The organism is Blautia coccoides (genome assembly GCF_034355335.1).
Taxonomy (GTDB): domain Bacteria; phylum Bacillota; class Clostridia; order Lachnospirales; family Lachnospiraceae; genus Blautia; species Blautia producta.
Genome location: NZ_CP136422.1, coordinates 5938482 through 5962563, shown reverse-complemented (window position 1 = coordinate 5962563; position 24082 = coordinate 5938482). Strand labels below are relative to the sequence as shown.

At 46.7% G+C, this 24082-nt stretch carries 18 protein-coding genes; 14 read left to right on the top strand and 4 right to left on the bottom strand.

Going from position 1 to position 24082, the window contains the following annotated elements:
• The 9 genes from BLCOC_RS26765 (at position 1) to ftsH (ending at position 10296) form a co-directional block, all read left to right on the top strand.
• Positions 1–552, top strand: a complete 552-nt coding sequence (locus BLCOC_RS26765; protein WP_029471580.1) for an ANTAR domain-containing response regulator — start codon at positions 1–3, stop codon at positions 550–552.
• 51 nt (positions 553–603) lie between these two features.
• Positions 604–1818, top strand: a complete 1215-nt coding sequence (locus BLCOC_RS26760; protein WP_018595284.1) for an LL-diaminopimelate aminotransferase — start codon at positions 604–606, stop codon at positions 1816–1818.
• Between the two features lie 84 nt (positions 1819–1902).
• The gene (aspS, locus tag BLCOC_RS26755; RefSeq protein WP_115623916.1) at positions 1903–3234 is read left to right on the top strand and encodes an aspartate--tRNA(Asn) ligase; all 1332 of its coding nucleotides are present in this window, start codon (positions 1903–1905) and stop codon (positions 3232–3234) included.
• A gap of 98 nt (positions 3235–3332) precedes the next feature.
• Complete coding sequence (gatC, locus tag BLCOC_RS26750) at positions 3333–3629, top strand: Asp-tRNA(Asn)/Glu-tRNA(Gln) amidotransferase subunit GatC (RefSeq protein WP_029471579.1); 297 nt, start codon at positions 3333–3335, stop codon at positions 3627–3629.
• Positions 3630–3643: 14 nt separating this feature from the next.
• Positions 3644–5113, top strand: a complete 1470-nt coding sequence (gene gatA / locus BLCOC_RS26745) for an Asp-tRNA(Asn)/Glu-tRNA(Gln) amidotransferase subunit GatA (RefSeq protein ID WP_115623915.1) — start codon at positions 3644–3646, stop codon at positions 5111–5113.
• Positions 5113–6564 (top strand): Asp-tRNA(Asn)/Glu-tRNA(Gln) amidotransferase subunit GatB, encoded by a 1452-nt coding sequence (gatB, locus tag BLCOC_RS26740; RefSeq protein WP_115623914.1) that lies wholly within the window; start codon positions 5113–5115, stop codon positions 6562–6564. Before gatA ends, gatB begins: the two co-directional genes overlap by 1 nt.
• Positions 6565–6752: 188 nt before the next feature.
• Positions 6753–7571: an RNA polymerase sigma factor RpoD gene (locus BLCOC_RS26735; protein WP_115623913.1), complete on the top strand. Its 819-nt coding sequence runs from the start codon at positions 6753–6755 to the stop codon at positions 7569–7571.
• Positions 7572–7588: 17 nt separating this feature from the next.
• The gene (locus tag BLCOC_RS26730) at positions 7589–8254 is read left to right on the top strand and encodes an MBL fold metallo-hydrolase (RefSeq protein ID WP_115623912.1); all 666 of its coding nucleotides are present in this window, start codon (positions 7589–7591) and stop codon (positions 8252–8254) included.
• Between the two features lie 170 nt (positions 8255–8424).
• On the top strand, positions 8425–10296 hold the full coding sequence (gene ftsH / locus BLCOC_RS26725; protein WP_115623911.1) for an ATP-dependent zinc metalloprotease FtsH: 1872 nt from the start codon (positions 8425–8427) through the stop codon (positions 10294–10296).
• 146 nt (positions 10297–10442) lie between these two features.
• On the opposite strand, the gene BLCOC_RS26720 is transcribed toward ftsH, so the two are convergent.
• On the bottom strand, positions 10443–11774 hold the full coding sequence (locus BLCOC_RS26720; protein ID WP_115623910.1) for a uracil-xanthine permease family protein: 1332 nt from the start codon (positions 11772–11774) through the stop codon (positions 10443–10445).
• 286 nt (positions 11775–12060) lie between these two features.
• Here BLCOC_RS26720 and BLCOC_RS26715 point away from each other — a divergent pair, with 286 nt between their 5' ends.
• The gene (locus tag BLCOC_RS26715) at positions 12061–13017 is read left to right on the top strand and encodes a 3'-5' exonuclease (protein ID WP_115623909.1); all 957 of its coding nucleotides are present in this window, start codon (positions 12061–12063) and stop codon (positions 13015–13017) included.
• Between the two features lie 92 nt (positions 13018–13109).
• Here the strand turns inward: BLCOC_RS26715 and BLCOC_RS26710 are convergent, their stop codons facing one another.
• From BLCOC_RS26710 to BLCOC_RS26700, 3 genes are all read right to left on the bottom strand, one after another.
• A complete protein-coding gene (locus BLCOC_RS26710; protein ID WP_115623908.1) occupies positions 13110–14663 on the bottom strand; it encodes a D-alanyl-D-alanine carboxypeptidase family protein in 1554 nt (517 codons plus the stop codon).
• A gap of 147 nt (positions 14664–14810) precedes the next feature.
• The gene (locus BLCOC_RS26705; RefSeq protein ID WP_115623907.1) at positions 14811–16349 is read right to left on the bottom strand and encodes a response regulator; all 1539 of its coding nucleotides are present in this window, start codon (positions 16347–16349) and stop codon (positions 14811–14813) included.
• A gap of 15 nt (positions 16350–16364) precedes the next feature.
• A complete protein-coding gene (locus BLCOC_RS26700; protein ID WP_115623906.1) occupies positions 16365–18155 on the bottom strand; it encodes a sensor histidine kinase in 1791 nt (596 codons plus the stop codon).
• A 147-nt stretch (positions 18156–18302) separates the two neighbouring features.
• Between BLCOC_RS26700 and BLCOC_RS26695 the strand changes: the two genes are divergently transcribed.
• The 4 genes from BLCOC_RS26695 to BLCOC_RS26680 are packed head-to-tail and all read left to right on the top strand — an operon-like array spanning position 18303 to position 24079.
• Positions 18303–19664 (top strand): ABC transporter substrate-binding protein, encoded by a 1362-nt coding sequence (locus tag BLCOC_RS26695; RefSeq protein WP_115623905.1) that lies wholly within the window; start codon positions 18303–18305, stop codon positions 19662–19664.
• 36 nt (positions 19665–19700) lie between these two features.
• Positions 19701–20615, top strand: a complete 915-nt coding sequence (locus tag BLCOC_RS26690; RefSeq protein ID WP_226826236.1) for a carbohydrate ABC transporter permease — start codon at positions 19701–19703, stop codon at positions 20613–20615.
• A complete protein-coding gene (locus BLCOC_RS26685; RefSeq protein WP_115623904.1) occupies positions 20602–21471 on the top strand; it encodes a carbohydrate ABC transporter permease in 870 nt (289 codons plus the stop codon). The genes BLCOC_RS26690 and BLCOC_RS26685 overlap by 14 nt, the downstream gene beginning before the upstream one ends.
• Before the next feature lie 22 nt (positions 21472–21493).
• Positions 21494–24079, top strand: a complete 2586-nt coding sequence (locus BLCOC_RS26680; RefSeq protein ID WP_115623903.1) for a GH116 family glycosyl-hydrolase — start codon at positions 21494–21496, stop codon at positions 24077–24079.
• Positions 24080–24082: the final 3 nt, after the last annotated feature.

The following is a 24082-nucleotide window of genomic DNA, read 5'->3' as shown; positions in this document are numbered from 1 at the left end:
ATGGGCATCATCATTATTGTTTTACCAAAACCGGAAGATGCAAAAAAAATACGGAAAATCCTCATACAGCATGGATTTGAAAATACCGTAGCATGTACAACTGCCGCCCAGGCTCTGATCGAAGTGAACAAACATCCCGCGGGACTTGTGATCAGCGGCTATAAGCTGCCGGATATGTACTACCGGGAACTGGCAGATTCCCTGCCAAAGTTTTTTGAAATGCTGCTCATCGGCTCTGCCAATGTGGTAAGCTCTGCCGGATCAGGAATTATGGCAGTCACCATGCCAATCCGCATTTATGAACTGGTAAACACGGTAGAAATGCAGCTTTGCCAGCTTGAGCGCAGACTGAAAAAAGAAAAGAAAAAACCAAAACCGAGAAGCGAACGGGACCAGAACTACATTACCAATGCAAAGCTCCTTCTCATGGACAGAAATCATCTCACTGAGGAAGAGGCATACCGCTATATACAGAAGTGCAGTATGGACAGCGGTACCAGTATGGTGGAGACAGCGCAGATGATCCTGACGCTTATCTATGATGAAGTATAAGGCTGAACTGTTATGATAATATAGCTAATAGTAATAAAGGAGAAATGTGATATGTTTACAATTAATGATAATTATCTGAAGCTGCAGGGCAGCTACCTGTTTTCCAATATAGCAAAAAAAGTAGCTGACTATCAGCAGGAAAATCCAAACGCTGACATTATCAGACTGGGAATCGGTGATGTCACACAGCCGTTGGCACCGGCTATTATCCAGGCTCTTCACAGTGCAGTGGATGATATGGCAAACGCGGATACATTCCATGGCTATGCGCCGGACAAAGGGTATGACTTTTTGAGGAACGCCATTGCGGATAATGATTACCGAAACCGTGGCTGTGATATAGAGGCAGACGAAATCTTCGTATCCGACGGGGCAAAATGCGATTCCGGAAATATCCAGGAGATTTTTGGGCTGGACAATAAGATCGCGGTCTGTGACCCTGTTTATCCAGTATACGTGGATACCAATGTCATGGCAGGCAGAACAGGCAATTATAATCCGGACGCACAGAATTATGACGGCATGATTTATATGCCCTGTGTAGAGGAGAATAATTTTGTTCCTGAACTTCCAAAGGAGACTCCCAATATTATTTATCTGTGTTTCCCCAATAATCCTACAGGTGCAGGGATCACAAGAGAAGAGCTGCAGGAATGGGTAGACTATGCCAACCGCGTCGGCGCGGTGATCATCTATGATGCAGCATATGAAGCATATATAACAGAAAAAGACGTACCTCACAGCGTGTATGAATGCAAAGGTGCGAGACATTGTGCCATCGAACTTCACAGTTTTTCAAAAAATGCCGGATTCACCGGTGTCCGACTGGGCTATACCGTAGTGCCGAAGGACTTAAAATGCGGCAGTGTTTCTTTGCACAGCCTCTGGTCCAGAAGACATGGCACCAAGTATAATGGTGCGCCGTATATTGTTCAGAGGGCCGGGGAAGCTGTCTATTCACCGGAAGGAAAGGAACAGCTCAAGGCCCAGGTGGACTATTATATGAAAAACGCAAAAGTGATCTACGAAGGTTTGAAAAACGCAGGATATTCTGTATCCGGCGGTATCAATGCCCCGTATGTGTGGCTGAAAACACCGGGCCGGTTAAGTTCCTGGGAATTCTTTGATGAACTCCTGCACAGAGCAAATGTGGTGGGAACACCGGGCAGCGGTTTCGGCGCTCACGGAGAAGGCTACTTCAGGTTATCGGCCTTCGGAACCTATGAAAATACAGTAAAAGCGATTGAACGGATCACAAAGATGTGATCAAGAATATCCTGTCCCGAGGTATCTGGATTTTTCTGGATATCCCGGGACTTTTTTAATTTATAGAAAAAGGAGAAATGTGATATGGAATTTGTGGAAGGTATCAGAGAAAAAGAGGTATTGGAGCTTCCGGAGCTGTTGGAAAGAACGGAGTCAGATGGTGAGATTTTTGTGAAGGGAGCTGTTCACAGCATCCGCAATATGGGCGAAATCGCCTTTGTCATACTGAGAAAAAGAGACGGACTTCTTCAGACAGTATGGGAGGAGGGAAAAACGGAGCTGTCTGTGGCGGATCTGAAGGAGGGGGATTGCATCCGGGCTGCGGGTATGATCCGTAACGAGGAACGCGCACCCCATGGAAAGGAACTTCGTCTCACTTCTGTAGAAATACTCTCTTCCCCGGCAGCGCCTCTCCCCCTTGCTGTAGACAAGTGGAAGCTTAACACATCTCTGGAGACAAAGTTAAATCTGCGCCCCATATCACTGCGGAATGTGAAAGAGCGTGCCCGTTTTAAGATACAGGAGGGCGTGTGCAGAGGTTTCCGTGAATTTTTATACAGCCGGGGATTTACCGAGGTGCACACACCGAAAATCGGCGCGAAAGGGGCGGAGGGCGGTTCCAACCTTTTTAAACTCAGCTATTTTCATAAACCGGCAGTTCTGGAGCAAAGCCCGCAGTTTTATAAACAGATGATGGTGGGAGTATTTGACAGGGTGTTCGAGACCGGACCGGTCTTTCGGGCTGAGAAGCATAATACAAGGCGGCATCTGAATGAATATACCAGCCTTGATTTTGAGATGGGATACATTGACAGTTTTCTGGATATCTGCGGTATGGAGACGGGATTTCTTCAGTATACAATGGATCTGCTTGAAAGGGAATATGCCAAAGAATTGAAGATCCTGGGGGTAAAGCTGCCTGAGACAAGGAAAATCCCCCATGTCCGTTTTTCCCGGGCAAAGGAACTGGCTGCCGAAAAGTATGGCAGGAAGATCAGGAATCCTTATGATCTGGAACCGGAAGAGGAGGAACTGATCGGACAGTATTTCAAGGAGGAGTGCGGTGCGGACTTTGTGTTTATCACCCATTATCCCTCGAAAAAAAGGCCGTTTTATGCCATGGATGACCCGGAAGATGAACGCTTCACCCTGAGCTTTGACCTTTTGTTCCGCGGACTGGAAGTGACCACAGGTGGACAGCGTATCCACGACTACAATATGCTGATGGGGAAACTGGAGAAAAGGGGAATGAGCCGGGAGGGAATGGAGCAGTATCTGGACACTTTTAAATACGGCATGCCGCCTCACGGAGGCTTGGGAATCGGACTGGAGCGGCTCACCATGCAGCTTTTAGGTGAGGATAATGTAAGGGAAGCCTGCCTGTTTCCGAGAGATATGAACAGACTGGAACCGTAAAGTGTACCTGAAGTATCTTAAAATTCATTCCGGCAGATTGTGACACACAGCCTGCCGGGAGCAGCTTTAAGAAACACCCTGGAAAAGGAGAGAAGATCATGGCAAAGCAGATCATAGATGATGCAGTTATGGAAAATGTGGAAATCCTGGCGAAGCTGGCCCTTACCCCAAAAGAGAGGGAAAAGGCCAGGGAAAAAATGCAGGAGATGCTGGATTATATGGATAAACTAAACGAACTGGACACAGAGGGAATAGAGCCGCTTGCCCATACATTCCCTGTGGAAAACGTATTTCGGGAGGATATTGTGACAAATGGCGATAACCGTGAGGCTATGCTTTTAAACGCCCCGAAAAGTAAAGACGGTCAGTATCAGGTCCCGAAAACAGTGCAGTGATGGAGGTTAGTGATATGGAAATCAGAGAAATGACAGCCCTGACCCTGGGCCATGCCATTAAAAGCCGGGAGGTGGGAGTCCGGGAAGCGGTGAAAGCATCTCTGGACCGGATTGGAAAAATGGACGGCACGCTCCATGCCTTTCTGGAAACAGATGAAAAAAAGGTATACGACAGGGTAAAAGAAGTGGAAAACGGCATCAGATCAGGCAGATATACAGGTCCTCTGGCAGGTGTGCCCGCAGCGGTAAAAGATAATATCTGTACAAAAGGAAGAAAGACGACCTGCGCGTCCAGAATCCTGGAAAATTTCGTGCCCCCTTATGACGCAGAGGCAGTACGAAGAATGGAAAATGCCGGAATGATCGTCATAGGCAAGACCAATATGGATGAGTTTGCCATGGGGAGCACTTCCGAGACTTCAGCGTATGGGATCACCAGAAATCCCTGGGACACGGAAAAGGTGCCGGGCGGTTCCTCCGGCGGTTCCTGCGCGGCAGTGGCATCTGATGAGGCATTTGCAGCACTGGGCAGCGATACCGGAGGGTCCATCCGCCAGCCGGCGTCTTACTGCGGAGTGGTGGGGATGAAACCCACATACGGAACTGTGTCCAGATACGGCCTTATAGCCTATGCTTCCTCCCTGGATCAGATAGGACCGGTGGGAAAGGATGTATCCGACTGCGCGGCTCTTTTGGAGGCAGTTGCCGGGTATGACGAAAAGGACAGTACCTCTGTGATGCGGAAGGACCTGCGGTTTACCCAATATTTAAAACAGGATTTGCACGGTGTAAAGATCGGTATTCCCAAAGAGTATCTGGCAGAGGGACTGGATATGGATGTTAAGAAAGCTCTGGTAGATGCGGTTCATTTAATGACAAGAAATGGCGCCATAGTGGAATTCTTTTCCCTGGGTCTGGTGGATTATGTGATCCCGGCTTATTATATTATCGCCTCTGCTGAGGCAAGCTCCAACCTGGCCCGTTTTGACGGGGTGAAATATGGGTACAGGACAGAGGCGTTTGAGGGGCTTCACGATATGTATAAAAAGACCAGGGCAGAAGGATTCGGGGAAGAGGTCAGGCGCAGGATACTGCTCGGCTCTTTTGTGCTTAGCTCCGGCTACTATGACGCGTATTATCTGAAGGCTTTGAAAGTAAAGGGTATGATAAAGAAGGCATTTGATGAAGCCTTTGTAAAATACGATATGCTGTTGGCACCTGCCGCTCCCACTACAGCACCGACTATAGGGAGCAGCCTTTCGGACCCGCTGAAAATGTATCTGAGCGATGTCTATACCGCGGGTGTGAATCTGGCGGGGCTTCCGGCCATAAGCGTTCCCTGCGGCAGAGACCAGAACGGTATGCCTGTGGGAATGCAGTTTATCGGGGACTGTTTTCAGGAAAAGAAGATCATACAGGCTGCCTATGCCTATGAGCAGATCAGGGGAGAATTCCCGAAAGCTTATGGAAAGGGGGAAAAATAATGGCAAAGCAATATGAAACAGTCATTGGCCTTGAGGTCCATGTAGAACTTGCCACAGCCACGAAAATATTCTGCGGATGCTCCACAAAATTCGGGGGAGCGCCAAATACACACACCTGTCCTGTATGTACCGGAATGCCCGGTTCCCTGCCTGTCCTCAATAAGCAGGTGGTGGACTATGCGCTGGCACTTGGACTGGCAGCCAACTGCCGGGTAAATCGTACCTGCAAGTTTGACAGAAAGAATTATTTCTATCCTGACAACCCGCAGAACTACCAGATTTCCCAGCTATACCTTCCCATATGCCATGATGGATACCTGGAGATCATGACCTCTTCCGGAAAAAAGAAAATCAGGATCCATGAAATGCATATGGAGGAAGACGCAGGAAAGCTGATCCATGATGAGTGGGAGGACTGTTCCCTTGTGGATTACAACAGAAGCGGGGTTCCTCTGGTAGAGATCGTGTCCGAACCGGATATGAGAAATTCAGAAGAGGTGATCGCATATCTGGAAAAGCTGCGCCTGATCTGTCAGTATCTGGGGGTATCAGATTGTAAGCTTCAAGAGGGTTCCATGCGCGCTGATGTCAATTTGTCCGTGAGAGAGGCGGGAAGCAGCGAACTGGGTACCAGGACAGAGATGAAGAACCTGAACTCATTCAAGGCCATTGCCAGAGCCATAGAAGGGGAGCGGGAACGGCAGATCGAGCTTCTGGAAGAGGGAAGAAGCGTACAGCAGGAGACAAGGCGGTGGGATGACAACAAAGAGTTTTCCTATGCCATGCGCTCCAAAGAGGATGCCAAAGATTACCGGTATTTTCCGGACCCGGATCTCCCTCCGGTTGTGATAAGCGAAGCCTGGACCAGGCAGATCAGGGAGCGGCAGCCGGAGCTTCAGGAGGAAAAGGCGCAGCGGTATGAGAGGGAATTCGCACTTTCTCCTTATGATGCCTCGCTTTTGACACAGTCAAGACATCTGGCAGACTTGTTTGAACAGACAGTCAGCCTTCTTGAGCAAAAACAGATTGCCGGAGCGCCGAAAAAGGCAGCGAACTGGTTTATCGGTGAGACACTGAGACTTCTAAAAGACAGGGGGATGGAGACAGAAGAACTGCATTTTACCCCGGAACACCTGGCAGATTTGATCGTGGTCTGTGAAAAGGGGGAAGTGAACAATCAGACAGCAAAGAAAGTATTCGGCAAGATTTTTGATGAGGATATAGAACCAATCTCCTATATTGAAGAAAACGGTCTGAAATCTGTCACGGATACCGGAATGTTGGAGCGGGTTGTGGAGAAAGTGCTGGCCCAAAATCCGAAAACCGCAGAGGAATATCAGAGCGGCAAGACAAAGGTTCTTGGTTTTCTGGTCGGGCAGGTTATGAAAGAGATGAGAGGAAAGGCAGACCCCCAGGCAGTGAATCGGCTGCTCACAGAAAAATTGCAGTAACCTTTGTTTTGGATGTGTCCAAAACTATAAAACTTTACAAGTTTTTTCTAATCGATTATACTGTTTCTAAGACAATCCCCGGCACTGAGTACGTCTGCCGGGGATTTTTAAATGGGCAGCACGGCCGCTGCAGGCATTACGGGTTTGTGTTCTGAACCTAAAATGCGGAAGGAAATAAGGAGGCAGATATGGAGATTAAAGAATTTCAGGAAAAGCTCAGTGAAACACTGGGGCTGGCAGTGAAAAATGGAAAGAAGATACATGCAGATACAGTGGAAGGAATTTTTGGAGGCAATGGGCTGTCAGAAGGACAGATGCAGAAGGTGTACGAATATCTGGCTATACAGGGAATTCAGGTAGACGGAAAAGCGACGGGCAGCAGGACAGGTAGCACATTGGACAGAGAAGAGCGCAGCGGGATAAACGTCAGAGCAGAAAACGGCAGTACAGATAGCATAGCAGAGAACAGCGAGGCGGACAGCAAATCAGAGAAAGCACTGACGCCGGAAGAAGCAGAGTATCTGGAAGAGTATGAAAATACCCTGAAGAATATCCCACCCGAAAAGCCCGGAGAAAGAGAAGTCCTTTTTCAAAAAGCACTGAAAAAAGACGAGGCGGCAAAAAAACGCCTTGCAGAATTATACATGGCAGAAGTAGTGAACACAGCCAGAGAGCTGCGTCACGAAGAAATTTTTATTGGTGATATGATCGCTGAGGGAAATATCGGCCTGCTCACTGCCATGGAAACGCTGCATGAGGCAGAAGATTTTCACGCCTTTCTTTGCGGAGAGATCAGAAATGCCATCCTTTTTATGGTAGAGCAGCAGACAGACCAGAAGCAGAGTGACAATATTCTGGTGGAAAAAGTCCGTGATCTGGAGACAAAAATAAAAGAACTTTTGGAGGATGACGATGCAAAATACAGTGTGGAGGAACTTGCCGCTTTTCTGGACATGGAAGTGGACGAGATCCAGGCTGTACTGCGCCTTACAGGAGAGGACAAATAGGAACGGAGGTATCTGTTATGGAGGTCACAAAGTATGGGGAAGGTTTTTATATTCTGGATGATGGGAGAGTGCGGGAATTCCTGATCACAGGCAGCAACGAAGCGCTGCTCATTGACACCGGTTTTGGGGATTCCGGGACAGCAGAGGAGGTCAGAAGACTGACAGATCTGCCGCTGAAAGTAATTTTGACTCATGGTGATATTGACCATGCCGGGGGATTGTCTGGCTTTGGCGAATGCTGGATACATCCAAAAGACGCGCACATGATTCCACGAAATATATCCGTTCACGATTTGCATGAGGGGGAGCACGTCACCGCCGGTGTATATGATTTTGAAGTCATTCATATACCGGGGCATACTTACGGGAGTATAGCTATGCTGGACAGAAAAAGGAAGATTCTCCTGCCGGGAGATACGGTTCAGAAGGACGGGCCGATCTTCATGTTCGGAGAGAATAGAAACCTGGATTTGTATATAGAAAGTCTGGGAAAGCTGCTGGATCTTGTATCAGGAATAGAAGTGATCCTTCCATCTCATCACGGATGTCCCATTTCACCGGATCATATTTCCTATTGTCTGGAGGATGCTGTGGAGCTTAAGAAGGGAAACTTGGAAGGGAAGGACCATCCCAGTCTGCCCTGTAAAAGCTTCAGAGGAAAATGGACTGAATTTTATTTCTGAGATCGACATAAGTTCGGCAGTCTATAGATGCTGTTTATAGAGTGTGCAGGAACAATTCATATATTTTTTATAGAATAAACAGACCTTGTTCATTGAATAATTTTATGAAAAGTGGCATACTTAAAACAGAGATTTCCTGATATGAGCAGGGGATCACGGAGGGAAAATATATGGAAATAAAAGACAAAAAACCAAAAAAACCAATATTGTTTTATTATGCCATTGTCATCGTTGTTTTGGTTCTTCTGAACACGCTGCTTGTGCCGTCTATTGCGGAGCGGAGCATCAAGGAGGTCAGATATGACCAGTTCCTTAGTGACTTGAAAGGCAGCAAGATAGATGAAGTAAATCTTGATGATGACACTATTTATTATACCATAAAAAGCGGCGATAAAACCCAGGTTTATAAGACAGGAAGGATCAATGATCTGCAGGAAGTGGAGCGGCTGGAGAAAGCAGATGTAAAGTTTGCAAAAGAGATTCCTACAAAACAATCTCCCATCCTGACATTTCTGTTGTCCTGGATCATCCCAATCGCCATTTTCTTGTTCATCGGTAACTGGCTGAGCAAAAAGATGATGAGCGGCATGGGAGGCGGAGCCGGAGCCATGAGCTTTGGCAAGAGCAATGCAAAGGTTTATGTAAAATCAACAAACGGAATTATGTTCTCCGATGTGGCCGGCGAGGATGAGGCAAAGGATCTGTTGACAGAGATCGTGGATTATCTCCACAACCCCGACAGATACCGGGAAATCGGTGCGTCCATGCCAAAGGGAGCACTTCTTGTAGGCCCTCCCGGAACCGGTAAGACACTCTTGGCAAAGGCTGTGGCAGGTGAGGCCAATGTACCGTTTTTCTCTATCTCCGGTTCGGAATTTGTAGAGATGTTCGTTGGTATGGGTGCTGCCAAGGTGCGTGATCTGTTCAAGCAGGCCAATGAAAAGGCACCGTGTATTGTATTTATAGATGAGATTGATACCATTGGAAAGAAGCGTGACGGCAATATCAGCGGCAATGACGAGCGTGAGCAGACATTGAACCAGCTCCTGACTGAAATGGACGGATTTGACGGCTCCAAAGGTGTTGTGATCCTGGCAGCCACCAACCGCCCGGATTCTTTGGACCCGGCGCTGCTTCGTCCGGGACGTTTTGACAGACGTATACCTGTAGAGCTTCCCGATCTGCAGGGACGCGAGGAGATTTTGAAGGTACATGCAAAGAAGATCAAGATTTCCGATAATGTGAATTTCCGGGATATTGCAAAAGCGGCTTCCGGCGCGTCCGGAGCAGAGCTTGCCAATATTGTGAATGAAGCGGCGCTTCGGGCTGTCCGTGACAGAAGAAAATTCGCAACCCAGGCAGATATGGAGGAGAGCATAGAGGTGGTCATTGCGGGATATCAGAAGAAGAACCGTGTGCTTTCCGAGAAAGAGAAGCTTATTGTCTCTTACCATGAGATAGGCCATGCGCTGGTCGCAGCCATGCAGACGGATTCCGCGCCGGTCCATAAGATCACCATTATCCCCAGAACATCCGGTGCGCTGGGCTACACTATGCAGGTGGAGGACGGCGAGCATTTCCTCATGTCCAAAGAGGAGCTGGAGAATAAAATTGCCACCTTCACAGGAGGACGGGCGGCGGAGGAGCTGATCTTCCATTCCGTCACAACAGGCGCCTCCAATGATATTGAGCAGGCTACCAAGCTGGCCCGCGGCATGATAACCAGATTCGGTATGAGTGATGAGTTCGACATGGTTGCCATGGAGAGCATGACCAATCAGTACCTGGGCGGGGATTCCTCTCTGTCATGCTCCTTTGAAACCCAGACCCTGATCGACAAAAAGGTTGTGGAACTGGTTAGGGTACAGCATGAAAAAGCCTATAAGATTCTGAAAGACAACATCGGCAAGCTTCACGAACTGGCAAAATACCTCTTTGAAAATGAGACTATAACAGGGGAAGAGTTCATGAATATTTTGAATACCCCGCTGCCTCAGATCCAGGAGAATCAGGAACCGCAGGCAATAGAAACAGAGGAATAGACAAAAATAAATCCGGCCTCTGCCGCTTATAACCGAAACAGCTAAATGTTTTGGGTTATAAAGGCAGGGGCCGGTTTTTGCCTGGCTGCTGAACGTTTTCTTATGGTCAGCGCAGGAAAGGCACAGACCTACTGAACAGTTCCCTTCTATTCTTCTTTCGGTAGAATAATATTCAGTAATATAGCTATGAGTGTCGCCAACACCACCGGGGACTTGCCGAAGATCATGGTTACCCAGCTTGGGAAAGTGGCCAGCGCTGCGGATGCCTGTGAGATGCCCATTCCGAGGGCAGCCGCCAGACCTACAATGGAAGTGTTCCTGTAGTTCATATCCTCAGAGGTGATCAGTTTCATGCCCGTCATGGCAATGGACGCGAAGACAGATACAGTGGCACCGCCCAGGACGCATTGAGGGATCGTGGTGAGCAGCGCTGAAAATTTGGGTATCAGTCCGGCTACGCCCAGGATAATGGCTGCCAGTCCCAGGACACAGCGGTTTACAACCTTTGTGGTTGCCACGATACCTACATTCTGGCTGTAGGTGGCTGTGGGAAGTCCGCCGAAGGCGGCGCCGATGATATTCATAATACCATAACCCACGATTCCGCCCTGCAGTTCCTTGTCACTTGGCTCTCTTCCTAGACCGCCCACTGTGGTTGCCGTGAAGTCACCGATTGCCTGCACGGAATTAATGGCAAAGAGAAGACCGATGGCCACACAGGAGGACACTTCAAAATTGATGCCGAAATGCATAACCTGCGGAAACTGGAATACGCTGGCTGAGGCCACACTGCTGAAACTCACCATGCCAAAAAAAGCAGAGACCACATATCCCGCAAGCATTCCGATCAGGATAGAAGCCAGCTTCACGATTCCTTTTCCGAAATGGTTCAATACAGTTACAATGACAAGCGTAAAGATAGCCACAGCCCAGTTCTCCCAGGAGCCGTAGGTCTCACTGCTGGTGCCGCCTGCCATATAGTTGATGGCTGTGGGATACAGGGAGAGACCGATGGTGAACACAACGGTTCCCGTGATCAGAGGCGGAAAGAATACCCTGATCTTCCTTACCAGCAGTCCAACTACAACAGCCACGCATCCACCTACGATCTGAGAGCCGAGTATGGTTGCAACGCCGTATCCCTCGGCAATGGCCTGCATACTGGGCACATAGGCAAAGCTGACGCCCATGATGACGGGCAGGGAGGAGCCGATGTGGAATCCGCTTTTGCTGCCCAGAGGAAAGAGCTGGAGCAGTGTAGAGATTGCGGACACAAAAAGAGCAGCCTGAATGAGGATGACCTTGTCTCCCTGAGACATACCTCCTCCGCTGACGGCTCCTGAAACAATAATGGCTGGTGTAACACAGCCGACGATCATGGCGACTACATGCTGCAGTGCCAGCGGCAGTACCTGACGAAACGCGGGAATGCCTTCCAGTTCAAAGATACTTCCTTTACCGATTTCCATTCCTTTCATTATGTAATTACCCCCATTTGATTTTCCGAAACATCATGGCCGCATGGTCAAACTGCTGTCCCCGGAAACATTTTATGAAACACGGTATGTTAGATTACTATAATATTAGCAAATCAGCGAGCTATAGTCAATGAAAATTACAAAAATTTTTAGATAATCTAAAATTTTTTGTACAACATGAATGAGAATGCCATGTTGCACCTTACAGAGAATAATGGTAAAATCAAAAAAGATGAAAACCACGGGCTGCCGGGAACAAATATAAAGAGAGCTGCAGGACTTAATTATGAACTATATTGTATTTGATTTGGAATGGAATCAGTGCCCCTATGGTAAGGACAGGGAGAATAAGAGGCTGCCTTTTGAGATTATCGAAATAGGAGCCGTGAAGCTGGATGAGAACAGGAATGTGACAGAACAGTTTCATGAAATCGTCAAACCTTCTGTGTACCACAGGCTGCACTACCGCACAAAAGAAATATTGCATATTGATAAACAGACACTGGAAAACGGAGTCCCTTTTTCCAAGGCCATCCGCAGATTCCTGAAATGGTGCGGGGAGGATGTGATGTTCTGTACCTGGGGACCCTCCGACCTGGTGGAGCTGCAGCGCAATATGAAATACTACAGGCTGACATACCTTCTGGAAGGACCGCTCCGCTATTATGATGTACAGAAGCTGTTCGGGATCGCCTGTGAGGGGGAAAAGAACAGTCGTTCCCTGGAATACGCCATTGACTATATGAAACTGGACAAAGGAGAAAATTTTCACCGGGCGCTGAACGACGCTGCCTACACTGCTGAGATATTCGCCCGGCTGCCTATGGATACGGTGAGAAAGTTTTTTTCAATCGACTGCTATCAGAACCCCAAGTCAAAGAGCGAGGAAATCCACACGGTATTTGATGATTATTCCAAATACATTTCCAGAGAATTCCCCACAAAAGAGGATGCCATGAAGGACCGTGAAGTGGTGAGTACCCGCTGCTTTTTCTGCGACAAAACCGCGAAGAAAAAGATACGCTGGTTTTCCCTTAACCCCAAGACTCACATGTGTCTGGCCTACTGTCCTGAACATGGGTATTTCCGGGGCAAAGCAAGGCTGAAAAGGACTGATGAGGGAAAATACTATGTGGTCAAAACAGTTAAGAAGATCACCGAGGAAGAAGCCGAGGAAGTAAGGCGTAAGAGAGATATGCTGAGAAAGAAAAGGCGTGCGAAGAGACACCAGGAATATTATTAAAGAGAAAAACCCCATCGGAAAGCTGCCGGTTTAGTCGGCGGTCTTCCGATGGGGTTTTGTATTCGATTTTAGAATATGTCAGTACAGACATATCAATTTTTTTTCTTTCTGCTCTTGTTTCTCTTCTTCCTGTGCCTCTTGATCTTTATTATGAGAAGTACGATATAGAAGATAACTGCTGACAGCAGAAAGAGAAGCGCGGGGTATTTCCACTTGGGCATGTTTTGGAAATTGTATTTAAGTTCCTGAAAGAAGTCACCAAGTGAACTGGAAGAGGTTTTGGGAGTCCTCTCTGCAGCAGCGCTGCCCGCTGTGTTGTTCTGAGCAGCCGCTCTGGCTGTATTGGCAGGGGAGTCCTTGGCAGCGGCCAGGAATTCGGACAGAGTAAGGGTTGGACAGACCTCTGCATGAGCGGTAGCCAGTAACTCTTCACCCAGATAATAATCTGTAGTCAGAACCTTTTTATCCAGAGTGGTCTTCCGGGTCAGATCCTCAGCCGGCAGGTTGGCGGGCAGATTTGCTGTTGCGGTATCGGTATAACGCGTCATCATTTTGGACTTAGTCAGGTTGTAGAGGTAATGTTCAATAGGCAGCGGCTTCAGGCACCGGATTTCCCCTTTCTGGGCAAGGACTGTCTTGTGAAAATTGGAGAATCCATAATCCAGCAGTGCTGCGGTATCCGGATACTGATAGACAGCATTGTCAGCCAGGACCACAGAGATAAGGTACATGCCGTTTCTCTGGGCATATGTCACAAGGGAGTTCCCTGCATCGCTGGTATATCCCGTTTTTCCTCCCAGACATCCGTCATAATGCAGATCACCGGATACGAGCATCTTATGATGATTGTTCAGCCAGCGCTCTTCGTCTGTAATGTTTGTCTTTGGTTCAATGTAATATTCTGTGGCTATGATCTTGCGGAAGGTCTCATTTTTAAAAGCTTCCCTGGCGATATTGGCAAGATCCCTGGCTGTAGTGTAGTGTTCCGGGTCATGAAGGCCGTTGGCGTTGACAAAATGGGTGTTTTTACATCCCAGTTCCTCTGCCCTGCTATTCATCATGTTCACAAAATCCGGGATACTGCCGCCTACAAATTCTGCCACACCGGAAGAAACCTCATTGGCGGAAGCCAGGAGAACCGCGTATAAGCTCTGTTCCATGGTGAGGATTTCCCCGGGCTTGATGCCAATATGGGTGCTGCCGGGTTCTATACCGTTTACAGCTTCGGCTGAAAAGGTGACCTCATCAGTCAGGGTGCTGTTCTCAATGGCGATCAGAGCTGTCATGATCTTCGTGGTGCTTGCCGGGTATCTCTTTTCGTCTATGCCTTTGGCGTAGAGTATCTGGCCCGTCTCCGCGTCCATAAGTATTGCGGTCTCCGCAGCCACCTGTGGGCCTGTGGGCCATCCGGGGACGGCGTCAGACTGAACCTCCCAGTTATAGCTGTCCGGCGGTGCATTGGGGTCTTTGGGAGCTTCAGCCGGCGCATTGGGATCAGCCGGTGCGTTGGGATCAGCAGCACCACCGGGATCAGCAGGGGCCTGTGCCGCGTCCTGTGCGGTTCCGTATACGGTGGTCTGTCCCATGCCTAGGAGAAGGCAGGATGACAGGATCAGGGCATTTATCCATAGTCTGGTTTTTTTCACAATAAAATCCTCGTTTCTTAAAGGCTTTTTTTATTATAAGAGATTTTTTTGCCGGATACAACCCCTTTTCGGGTATACATTTATGGGGCATCATTCAGGGTTACCGGATTTATGGCCAAGAGTGAACAGTGCCTTTTCAGGGTAAGCTTAAAGAGTTTTGACATATTCACTGGGAGAAAGACCCACGAATTTCTTAAACTTCCTGCTGAAGTAGCCGGCATTGTTAAAACCGGTGGCTTCAGCCACATAGCCTACATTGTCCACGCCGGAATCAAAAAGCTCTAGTGCCTTATTTAGCCGGATCTGGTTAATGTAATCATTTATGGTAATACCCTGGTCGCGTTTAAAACAATAACAGAGATAACTGTAATTCTGGAACAGATTCCGGGCGATATCCTCAATGGTCAGCTCGGGATCACTATAATTCTGCAGTATATAGTCCTGAACATTGCGGGTGACAGCGCATATTGATGCGGTAGGATTCTCCTGGCTGAGCTGCTCTGTAAACATATCGATCATCCAGCGCCTGATCTCATCACAAGAACGAAAGTTGTCCAGTGTGTCGGAGAGACTGCGGGAATCTCGGAAGAGAAAACAATTTATGGAGTTCTGTTCATTCAAAGCGGATAACAGAGAGGAGAGCAGTTCATAGGTGCAGAAAATGATATTGTCATAAGAAAGCTTTTTTTCACGGAAAGTATCGTATAAGTGACCAAGCGTCTCTGTGATATTTACCAGGTCCCGCCGGCGAATCAGCTTTTTCACATCAGCCAGCACGGTTTCCGGTATACGGTAAGCGGTCAGGTTCCATTCCTCGTAAAAGAGAAGGCTGTGCTCAAAGCTGCGTGCGTTTTTCAGACAGACAGAAGCCTCTTTATAAGCGATTATTATTTCCTGTGCGCCTCTGTGTAATGCACTCACACCCATATGAAACGCAGATACCCGGTGCTGAAGAAATTCCGTCAGTGTTTCCGTTTCTTTCTTTAGATGCTCAAGGCTTTCGGTCTCACATATGAGGCATATTTGGGAGTGATGGGTGACGAAAATTTCACTCTTTCCATCCTGGAACAGAGTGTTTTCCAGGTGTTTTCGTATATCCTCTATATTAGACGCGTGAATCTCGGGCATCTCCAGAATACAGACAACGTAACTGTCAAATGAAACTGAAATATGCAGTTCCTCCAAATAGGATGAAAGCTGCAGTTTGTTAAAGGATACGTGTCCGTCTATAATGTCCAGAAGGAAATGTTCCTTGATATACCTCATTCTGTGCTCTTCCAGAGCTTTGACATGGAATTGCTGTTCCTGTTCCTGTGAAATTTCCTGTTTCAGATTATTAAGGGATTCCGTGAGCAGAGAAAAATCAACCGGTTTCAATATATATTCCGAAACATTGAGCCGGATCGCCTGCTGGGCATATTTGAAGTCACTGTATCCTGTAAGCAGTATACACTTACAGGGTATCTGCTCTTTGCGTAGTTTTTCAATCAATTCAAGCCCGTTGATCAGGGGCATGTTAATGTCTATAACAGCAATGTCAGGCTGCTTATCACAGATCAGCCGGAATCCATCCCTGCCATTGTTAGCGTCTCCGGTAATCTGAAACCCCATTTCTTCCCAGGGGATTGCCCTTTTCAGAGAATTCCGGAAAAAGTATTCATCGTCGATCAGTACAACCTCCAGCATGGCTTGCCCTCCTCTTTATAGATCAACAGCGGGAAATGAAAGGATAAACAGGGAATACCTGCCTGGTTCACTATGGATTTCAATTTCCGCCTTATTATTGAAGTGTATATTCAGTCTCTTTATAATGTTGGTTATACCAAAATCTGTTGTCATCCGTTCTTCTTTCAGGGAGTTATAGATGGACGTTATAGTCTCACTGTCCATGCCGGCTCCGCTGTCGTAAATCTCAAAATAAATCCTTTCATTTTTTAGATAGCCGGATACTTTCAGCTCTCCTTTTTCACATTTTGCTTTTAATCCATGATAAATCGCGTTCTCTACCAAGGGCTGCAGGGTGAGCTTAGGGATCTGGCAGGACCTTATCTCATCAGATATATCTAAAGAAAATTCCATAAATTCTATGTAGCGAAGCTGCTGAAGACTTAAATAGTTTTCAGTCATACTTACTTCTTTGCCGATACTGATGATATCATGTCCGTCGCTCAATGAGGTTCTGTAAAAGTTAGCCAGATGCGCTATGGAATCAAGCGCGTGATCTTCCATGTGGTCACGTATGAAGCTGTTTACCATTTCAAGCACATTATACAAAAAATGAGGCTTTACCTGTGCCTGAATGAGTTGAAGCTGCAGCTTGCGCTTATTTTTCTGCTGTTCCCTGATATTATCCATCAGCTCTGAGATACGGTCCAGCAGAGAATTGAAAGTCTGTCCCAGCATTCCGATTTCATCATTTGGCATATTTTCCTGCCGCACATCCAGATTCCCGTTTTTTACTTTTTCCATGGTCTTGTTGAGTGAAAAAATAGGCCCTGTTATAATGCGGGAAATGGAATACGCAGACACAAGGGCAAAAACAATACAGGCTACGCAGGTAATAAAAATCTGAGACAGATGGGTAAGCACCAATTGGCTGATATTTGAAAACGGTGAAACGATTAGGTAAACCCACCCCATCCGCGGGTATTTCTGGGAAGTCACAGTGACCTTCTGTCCATTGGAGGATGTGATAATACTGCTGTTATTTACCAGATAATTATAGTTGATCTTACTCTTATAATAGAAGCTGGCTGTGTAAGGATTAAATTTGCTTGATGAATATGTCTTATCGGAGATGATATAACACTCCTGCAGCACAGCCTTTGTATTTGAACTCAGCTCAGCGTCATTGATGATATATACATTGTCTGAAAGATTCTTGGTGATCCTGTCCAGGCGGCTCCTGTCCATATAGAGTGTCAGGTATCCAAGAAGCGTATCATCTTTGAACACAGGCGTAACACAGGAGACTGCCCAGGAAAGCTCGCTGGTTTCGGCATCAATGAGCATATGCGGGGTTGTCCAGATAAAACGGCCTTTTTCACAGTCGGAGAGAAGAGACCGGTTAAAATGCCAGGATAACTGGTTTTTATTATATTTCTGTTCTCCCACAAAGGCAAAATCAGTATTTAAGAGACTGGCACCCAGAAGAAAATCGGCTGAATTCAGATAGGGCGCAGCCAATGTTCCGAAATCAAGGGAATAATAAGCATCAGGCTGTTCACGTGACAGACTGTAGGAAGCGGAAAGGTACTCCTGAACGGATTGATCTGAGGCAATGATGCTGCCCAGGCTTTCAACAGAGTCAAGAAGTGTGTCAGTGGATTCCTGTAGGCAGCCGATAGTCTGCAGATCGTTGATCCTTGTCTGTTCAAGCAGAGAATTAGCAGACATTTTGTTGGCAATATAAGTGATGGCAATGATGGGTATCGCCATGAAAATAAAAATATACAAGAAAATTTTAGAACGAAGGGAGAGGAATCGTCTCATAGCACAAAAATACTCCTGATCATATGATAAAAACCGACAATATTATCATTGAACCGACAATAATTCATTCATAGTATAGCAAGTCTTTGTTATAATTGCAAACATCAAAGGAAAGTAAACACCAAAAGAAAGAGAGGAAGTAAACGTATGAAGAGAAAATTTGTTGCAGCAGTTCTGGCCGGGATTATGATCTTCAGCCTTGCAGCGTGCGGAGATTCAAAAGGGAACACACAGGAGGGTGGAGAGGAAAGCTCCGGGAATAAGGCTGAGCCGGAAGGACAGGAGGCAGAGGAGAGCATAGTAAAAAGCGGGACAGAAGGCGGCGGTGACGTGACTCTGCGCCTTGCCTGGCTGGGAACCGGACAGGATAAGGAGACATTGGACAAGTGTCTGCAGAAGTATACGGATAAAACAGGTATTGGTGTGGAGACGGTGTATATACCGGGTTCCTGGACTGAATACTTTACTAAAATGCAGACAATGATCGCCGGGGGTGATTATATTGACTGTGCTTATGTGGCGATTGAAGGGTTTGAGATGTTCGTGGATACAGGCATGGCAGCGCCCATTGATGACTGGATAGCCGGCCATAAAGAGGAGTATCAGTCTACGGTGAACGATATTGACCAGAATATCATGGATAAAGTTACATTTGACGGAAAAGTATACGCGATCCCTGAGGAGTGGAACAATGTGGTGACTCACTTTAATACAAAGCTTTTGGAGGAAGCGGGGCTTTCGCTTCCGGCAGAGAATTGGACAAAAGATGAATTTTTAGATTACTGTGATAAGCTGACAAAGGAAAAAGACGGTGTAAAACAATACGGCGTGTATGTGCCTGACTACTATTTTGGTGTGGAGGCATGGCTGTATAACAACGGCGCGGGTTACATGAATGATGATTTTACAGAGAGTACCATCAATTCGCCTGAATCCGTGGAAGTCTTCCAGCTTATGCAGGATCTGATACATAAATACGGATATGCGCCAATTCCGGAAAAGAATGTGGATGCCATCCAGCAGTTGATCGACGGAAATGTTGCTATGGGATTTTGGGGAAGATGGCCGACCAATAATTATAATGCCAACGACTTTAAAGACGTGGCAGTGCAGTATATTCCCAGCTTTTCACAGAACCAGCCAATTTGGGGCGGCGGCGGAATCTTCACCATGAAGGAGTCCAGACATTCGGAGGAAGCGGCATCCCTGGCTAATTACATCGGTTCTGCGGATTTCATTGAAGAGTTTATGGCAGCAGGAGCTATCCCTGTTTTGAACTCCGTGGCAAAAGAGTTGGTGCCGGAGCTTGGGTATCCGGAAAATAACCAGATTTTTTATGAAAGTGCATCCACTGCAAAAGCAGTTCATTCTCCTGTACAGTATCCGGAATGTGAGGCACTGGTGTCACGTGTGATTTCGGATATCCTTGTAAATAAGGCGGATGTACAGACTACTTTGGACGCAGCGGCTGAAGAGATGAACAGCTATCTGATGGATAACCTGGAATAAGCAGGTGAAGAGTTTCATAAGAAAGAGAGGGATTCTATGAGCAGTAAACAGATGTCCGCATTTCAGAAGAAAAAGAGGCAGGATAATATAGCGGGCTACATATTCCTGATTCCGGCTATCATTACATTTCTGCTTTTTGTGGGCGGTCCTATGATCATATCCTTTGTCATGTCATTTTTTGACTATAACCTAATACAGCCGCCAAAGTTTATAGGGCTGAGAAATATCCGGAAGTTCATGATGGACCCGCAGGTACGGATTTCTTTTGCCAATACCTTTAAATTTCTTCTGATACTTGTTCCGGTCCACTGCTTTTTGGGTATGCTGCTGGCATTTGCTGTTTCCTGCGTACATCATAAAAAAATGCAGACCGTATACCGCAGTATCCTTTACTTTCCTACAGTTGTCACCACTGCGTCTGTTGCAATTGTATGGGGTTATATGTTTGGGACAGATACAGGGGTGATCAACTATTTTGTGCGTCAGATGGGAGGCAGCAATGTGCCGTGGCTGACAGATAAGGTCATGGTATATGTAACGATCGCTGTGTTCAGTTTCTGGAAATTCATAGGGACAACATTTCTCTATTATTTTATCGGTCTGCAGAATATACCGGATGGTTATTATGAAGCGGCAAAGATTGATGGAGCCAATACCTTTCAGATCTTCCGCAGGATCACGCTGCCGCTGTTGTCGCCCACTATGTTTTTTGTGATCGTCACAAATATAATAGGAGTTTTTCAAATTTTTGAGGAGCCGTTCATTATCACCAACGGCGGGCCGGGAACAGCGACTAAAACAGTGTCTTTTTACATATATGAGATTGCGTTCAAGCAGGTTCGGACAGGGTATGGGTGTCTGGTAGCTTTCAGCATTTTCCTTGTGATCCTGGCTGTGACCATCATTCAGTTTGCCGGGCAGAAAAGGTGGGTTACCTATGACTACGAATAGACAAAAAATGGAGGGGACATTTATGGACAAGGTTAAGAAGAGGGTCCGGGGAGGCTCACTGCATATTTTCCTGATACTCCTGTGTATATTGATGCTGCTGCCGTTTTGCTGGGTGATCTCCACATCGCTCAGACTGCCCGGAGAATCATTTAAACTGCCGCCCAGTTTTTTTCCTACGGATTTCTGTTATGAAAACTACTTGGATGTATTTAAGAAATTTCCATTTGCGAAGTTTCTGCTGAACAGTGTTATCGTGGCTGTGTCTTCCGTGGGATTAAATACATTGGTGACCACCATGGCGGGATATTCATTTGCCAGAATAGATTTTAAAGGAAAGAACACGGTATTCATGATTTTTCTGGCAGGCATGATGATTCCCGCGCAGGCTACAATGATACCTGTATATATCGTGATGTCTAAGCTGGGTCTTGTGGGAAGTCTCTGGGCACTGATCCTGCCCGCTATGATAAATCCCCTGTCTATCTTTTTTGTAAGGCAGTTCATGATGACAATACCGGACAGCTATGAGGAGGCAGCATATATAGACGGAGCCGGGAGAGTGCAGATTTACGCAAGAGTCATACTCCCTATGTCAAAATCAGTGATCGTGATGACATGTCTGCTGAATTTTTTGTCCTCCTGGAATAATTTTATGGGGCCTCTGATCTATCTGTCAGATTGGGCAAAAATGACGCTTCCCATTGGTCTTCGGGTTCTGCAGGGATACATGGGGACAGGAAGTGTGTCTGTGGTCCTGGCTGGTGTGGCGATTTCCATCATTATTCCCACTGTTTTATATTTGTGCGGGCAAAAGTATTTTCTGCAGGGTATGACCTTGTCAGGACTAAAGAGTTAAATTTTAAAAGGAGAAGACAGTTATGGACAGATTTGTATATAAAGAAGAAAAGACCAGGGAAATTTCTTTTCCATTGGGGGGAATCGGGACTGGATGCGTAGGGCTGGCGGGTAATGGGCAGCTCGTTGATATGGAAATATTTAACCGTCCAAATAAAGGTTCTCATGCAGGAATGAGTCATTTTGCGGTAAAGGCTGAGGCGGAGGGGAATCTGCTGGATGCCAGAGTCATAAATGGTGACAGTTTTAAGCCATATACAGGAAAATATAACCGGCCTCATTTTAACAGCTATGGATTTGGTTCTGACAGGGCATCTCTTTCAGGGATTCCCCATTTCAGAAGCTGTGACTTCAAAGGCGAGTTTCCTGTGGCAGAGCTGTCGTTCTCAGAGGAAAAGTTCCCTGGAACGCTTACTATGACAGCATTTAATCCATTCATTCCATGTAATGAGGATGATTCCAGCATACCGGGGGCCTTCTTTGAATTCGAGATAGAAAACACAGCCGATAAAGCACTGGACTATACGGTTGCGTTTACTATGAATAATCTCTATGCGGAGAACGGGGGCATCCACACTTCGTTTACAGACAAGGGAATTCATGTGATACATATGGAAAACCATGGAGACCAGGGAGATCTATGTATCGGTACGGACGCAGAACAGACCAGTATGCAGCAGTATTGGTACAGAGGAAACTGGTTTGACAATCTGATGACATACTGGAAAGAGTTTACATGTCCGGGAGTGCTGAAGAACCGTATCTATGAAGGAGAAAAAAGAGTATCCGATGTGAACTATGCTGCGGATGATCTGGCAGTTCTGGCTGCCCATATTAAGGTAAAACCGGGGGATACAGGGAAAATAAGATTCGTGCTTACATGGAACCGGCCGTATTACTATAATTACTGGAATCCGGAGACGGATGAGGAGTCAGAAAAGAAAAGAGCATGGAAGAATTATTATGCCAGACTGTTTAAAGACGCAAAATGCAGTTCATTCTATGCTCTGGAAAATTGGGACAGGCTGTACGGGCTGACAGATTTATTCAGAAAAACCCTGTTTCACTCCTCCATGCCCAAGGAGGCACTGGATGCTGTTTCAGCGAATATTTCGATCATCAAATCTCCCACATGTATCCGTCTGGAAGACGGTTCTCTATATGGGTTTGAGGGAAACCATATAGATGCGGGATGCTGCGAGGGGTCCTGTACACATGTCTGGAACTATACCTATGCGGTTCCTTTCTTATTTCCGAGATTGGAGCGCAGTATGCGGAATCTGGAATATACATACAGTATGCATGATGACGGGGGGATGGGTTTTCGGCTCATGCTTCCGGTGGGCAGAAAGGCATGGGATTTCAGACCCTGCGCAGACGGGCAGTTCGGAACAGTCATGCGCGTATACAGGGAATATAAAATAAGCGGTGACAGGGAATGGCTGGCATCTTTGTGGCCAAATGTTAAGAAAAGCATAGAGTTTGCCTGGTCACCCGAGAATGAAGACAGATGGGATCACGATAAGGATGGGGTGCTGGAGGGCAGGCAGCATCACACACTGGATATGGAGCTGTTTGGAAAAAACGCGTGGCTGACCGGTATGTACCTGGGAGCATTAAAGGCAGGAGCTGCCATGGCAGAGATCATGGGAGATACGAATACGGCAGAGGAGTATCTGAAAATTTTTGAACAGGGGAAACAGACGCTTAACAGCCAGCTCTTTAATGGTGAGTATTTTATTCAGGATATTGATCTGAAAGACAGAAAAATTCTTGATGTCTATGCGGATGGAGGAAAATCCATGCATAACCAGGACATCTACTCAGCTTACTGGAATCCGGAGCAGGAAGAGATCATGTACCAGATTGGGGAGGGATGCGGTATTGACCAGGTTCTTGCCCAGTGGCATTCCAATCTTATCGGATTGGGAGAGATATTTGAAGAAGACAAGGTGAAATCAGCTCTGCGCGCAGTCTACAAATATAATTTTATATGCGCAAGAGACCATTTTAACCCCTGTCGCCTCTACTGTATTGATGATGAGAAGGGACTGCTGATCTGCAGTTGGCCGGAAGGAAAGGAAAAACCATTTATCACGGCTCCTTATTCAGAGGAGACGATGCATGGTTTTGAATATCAGGCTGCTGTCCATATGATACAGGAAGGTATGGAGAAAGAGGGGATGGATTGCGTCAAAGCCTTGAGAGACAGATATGACGGGGAGAAGAGGAATCCCTGGAATGAGTTCGAGTGTGGGAGTAATTATGCCCGGTCCATGGCCAGCTACGCTCTGCTGCTTACATACAGCGGATTTCAGTTCGATATGGGAAGAAAACTGATCGGATTTCACCCAATCCATGAACAAGGGTTTACCTCCTTCTGGTCTCTTGACAGCGGCTGGGGAGAAGTTGTTTTTGCGGATGGAAAAAAGGATATTAAAATTTTGTACGGCAGTTTGAATGTGCGCTGTCTGGATCTTGGCAGTGCTGCCGGTGAAGCCAAACAGGTCAGAATAGACGGACAGGAGACAGCGTTTCAGGTGGAGCAGGGAATCATTTATCTGGATAAGGATTACTGTGCAGAGCATTTGGTATCTGTTATCTGCTGAGAA

Coding starts and splice junctions, on each gene's coding strand:
- BLCOC_RS26765 (WP_029471580.1), top strand. CDS start 1: ATGGGCATCATCATTATTGTTTTACCAAAACCGGAAGATGCAAAAAAA.
- BLCOC_RS26760 (WP_018595284.1), top strand. CDS start 604: ATGTTTACAATTAATGATAATTATCTGAAGCTGCAGGGCAGCTACCTG.
- aspS (WP_115623916.1), top strand. CDS start 1,903: ATGGAATTTGTGGAAGGTATCAGAGAAAAAGAGGTATTGGAGCTTCCG.
- gatC (WP_029471579.1), top strand. CDS start 3,333: ATGGCAAAGCAGATCATAGATGATGCAGTTATGGAAAATGTGGAAATC.
- gatA (WP_115623915.1), top strand. CDS start 3,644: ATGGAAATCAGAGAAATGACAGCCCTGACCCTGGGCCATGCCATTAAA.
- gatB (WP_115623914.1), top strand. CDS start 5,113: ATGGCAAAGCAATATGAAACAGTCATTGGCCTTGAGGTCCATGTAGAA.
- BLCOC_RS26735 (WP_115623913.1), top strand. CDS start 6,753: ATGGAGATTAAAGAATTTCAGGAAAAGCTCAGTGAAACACTGGGGCTG.
- BLCOC_RS26730 (WP_115623912.1), top strand. CDS start 7,589: ATGGAGGTCACAAAGTATGGGGAAGGTTTTTATATTCTGGATGATGGG.
- ftsH (WP_115623911.1), top strand. CDS start 8,425: ATGGAAATAAAAGACAAAAAACCAAAAAAACCAATATTGTTTTATTAT.
- BLCOC_RS26720 (WP_115623910.1), bottom strand. CDS start 11,774: ATGAAAGGAATGGAAATCGGTAAAGGAAGTATCTTTGAACTGGAAGGC.
- BLCOC_RS26715 (WP_115623909.1), top strand. CDS start 12,061: ATGAACTATATTGTATTTGATTTGGAATGGAATCAGTGCCCCTATGGT.
- BLCOC_RS26705 (WP_115623907.1), bottom strand. CDS start 16,349: ATGCTGGAGGTTGTACTGATCGACGATGAATACTTTTTCCGGAATTCT.
- BLCOC_RS26700 (WP_115623906.1), bottom strand. CDS start 18,155: ATGAGACGATTCCTCTCCCTTCGTTCTAAAATTTTCTTGTATATTTTT.
- BLCOC_RS26695 (WP_115623905.1), top strand. CDS start 18,303: ATGAAGAGAAAATTTGTTGCAGCAGTTCTGGCCGGGATTATGATCTTC.
- BLCOC_RS26690 (WP_226826236.1), top strand. CDS start 19,701: ATGAGCAGTAAACAGATGTCCGCATTTCAGAAGAAAAAGAGGCAGGAT.
- BLCOC_RS26685 (WP_115623904.1), top strand. CDS start 20,602: ATGACTACGAATAGACAAAAAATGGAGGGGACATTTATGGACAAGGTT.
- BLCOC_RS26680 (WP_115623903.1), top strand. CDS start 21,494: ATGGACAGATTTGTATATAAAGAAGAAAAGACCAGGGAAATTTCTTTT.